This window comes from Microbacterium sp. zg.Y909, from assembly GCF_024626565.1.
Map to the genome: position 1 here is coordinate 1 of NZ_JANJFJ010000562.1, position 2,125 is coordinate 2,125.

Here is a 2,125-nt window from a genome sequence, read left to right on the forward strand (position 1 = left end):
AGCGCGGCGTCAAGCTCATCGGCGCGACGAGCCACTACGTCACGACCGACCTCGACGAGGGTCCGATCATCGAGCAGGACACGATCCGCGTCACCCACGCCGACACGACCGCCGAGCTCGCCCGCCGCGGCGCGGACGTCGAGCGCCAGGTGCTCTCGCGCGCGGTGCTGTGGCACGCGCAGGACCGCGTGATCCGCCACGGCAACCACACGATCGTCTTCTGACCGCGGCCGCGCGACGCCGGCGCGCGCCGGCGCGCGTGCCGGTCAGGGCTGGGGCGTCTGCTGCGGCGGGTTGTGCATGAACTCGATGCGGATGCCGTCGGCGTTCTCCACGAACGACGCGTAGTACCGGTCGTTGAAGCGCGGGTACGTCTTCGGCTCGCGCACCACCGACCAGCCGGCATCCACCGCCACCTGGTGCATCCGGTCGACATCGGCGCGCGAGTCGACCGCGAACGCGAGGTGCTGCCACCCGACGCGGCCGTGCCGGTGCGGCCCGGTCCCCTCCTCGCGCGCGGGAAGCAGGATGAACTCGGTCTCCCCCTCGGCGTACCACGCCACCCCGTGGTCGCCGTCCTCGCGGGCGAGCCCCAGCGCCGTCAGCACGGGGTCGAACTCGGCGGTGGCGCGGGCGAGGTCGTCGACGGAGACGCCCAGGTGATCGAAGAGCGGCATCCCCACATTCTGGCGCATGTGGCGGTGCGCGTGCGCCGGCGACCCCGAGACACCACTTTCCGGTCGAACACCACGCGTCGCGGTGCGTCTCGGCCAGAACGTGGTGTCTCACTGGCCGCAGCCAACCCGCTAATCCAGCTGCCGAACCAGGCGGGCGGGCGCCGTCACCCGGAACGAGGCGTCGATGAGCTCGCTGACCTCGTCCCAGCCGGCATCGGCGAGGTCGATCCCGAGCCACCCCGAGGCACCCAGGTACGCAGGCACGAAGAAACGGGGATCCTGGCGCAGTGCCGGCGCGTCATCGGGATCGGGCCGCACCAGGATCGCCGCGTCGTGACGCACATGGTCTCCCGCGCCGCGGCGCTCACCCCCGCCGAAGTAGCAGAACGTCCGCACCGTGAAGAAGTTCGGGCGGCCGTGGCTGATCCGCTCCTGCGCAGCCGGGTAGGCGAGGCACACCGCCCGCAGGCGCCCCAGCAGGGGATCGTCGGGATCGAACATCAGGGGATGCTCCATGCCGACATCCTGCCGCGCCACCCGGCCCGGGGGAACCTCGGCGGCGGCGACTCAGTACACGTACTCCATCAGCTCGACGCCCAGCGTGCGGAACGCCTCGTGCGCGCGCAGCCGGTGCGCGATCGACAGGTCGTCGAACGCGACGAGCAGGGCGTACGCCACGCCGGCGCGAGGACCGGCGAGCACGCCAGCCTCCGACCGGATCCCGTCGCCCCGACCGGTCTTGTTGACGAACAGCAGCCCGTGGGCGTCGTCCTCATGCGCGAAGGGGTCGAGTCCCGTGGCGGATGCCACGAGCGTCAGATCCACGTTGAGGCTCAGCCACTCCGACACCTGCGCGCTCACCCCGGGCGAGACGGCCTGCGCGTTGACGAGCGACGCGAAGAGACCTGCCAGCTCCCGCGCCGTGCCGAGCGCCACCTGAGGCGCGTCGTCGGGGCCGCGCTCGTTGCGGAATCCGTCCATGAGCGCGGTGTGCTCCATTCCCAGAGACTCCAGCCGCGCCCGCACCGCGGGCAGCCCGACCCGCTCGAGCAGCGCGTTCGCGGCGAGCGCGTCGCCGGTGGCCGCGGCGAGCACGGCGAGGTCGGCCAGCGGCAGCGCCGGAGCCTTCAGATGCTGCCACACCCCCGCCACCGCCACCGGCGGGAGCTGCTGACGGTCGACGATCTCGAGCGGGTCGAGCCGGCCGTCCTCGAACGCGGCGGCGGTCTCGACCAGCAGCGGCACGACCCCCAGGCCGGCGATCGGCAGGGTGCGGTGGTCGTCGCCCGAGAGCAGCACCTCGCCGCTGTCGAGATCGGCCACGCGCACCGACACCCGCGCTCCCGACGCGGCGAGCTCGTCCAGGGCCCGCCAGGTTGCGGGGAACGATCTGCGGGCGGCGGCGGGCCGACGGGGCCGGCGGTGCGCACCCCGCAGGGACGGCTGCT

4 protein-coding genes are annotated in these 2,125 nt (G+C 73.1%); 1 reads left to right on the top strand and 3 read right to left on the bottom strand.

Annotated elements, in window-relative coordinates:
• A partial coding sequence (locus NQ160_RS22820; protein WP_306854037.1) for a formyltransferase family protein occupies positions 1 to 224 on the top strand: 224 nt, incomplete at its 5' end.
• A 42-nt stretch (positions 225 to 266) separates the two neighbouring features.
• Here NQ160_RS22820 and NQ160_RS22825 read toward each other — a convergent pair.
• The 3 genes from NQ160_RS22825 to NQ160_RS22835 form a co-directional block, all read right to left on the bottom strand.
• Positions 267 to 677, bottom strand: coding sequence for a VOC family protein (locus NQ160_RS22825; RefSeq protein WP_257517248.1), 411 nt, complete (start codon positions 675 to 677; stop codon positions 267 to 269).
• 129 nt (positions 678 to 806) lie between these two features.
• Positions 807 to 1,193 carry an MmcQ/YjbR family DNA-binding protein gene (locus NQ160_RS22830; RefSeq protein ID WP_257517309.1) on the bottom strand — a complete coding sequence of 129 codons (387 nt, stop codon included), beginning with the start codon at positions 1,191 to 1,193 and terminating at the stop codon, positions 807 to 809.
• Between the two features lie 51 nt (positions 1,194 to 1,244).
• Positions 1,245 to 2,114, bottom strand: coding sequence for a serine hydrolase (locus NQ160_RS22835; RefSeq protein ID WP_374113706.1), 870 nt, complete (start codon positions 2,112 to 2,114; stop codon positions 1,245 to 1,247).
• Positions 2,115 to 2,125 lie beyond the last annotated feature (11 nt).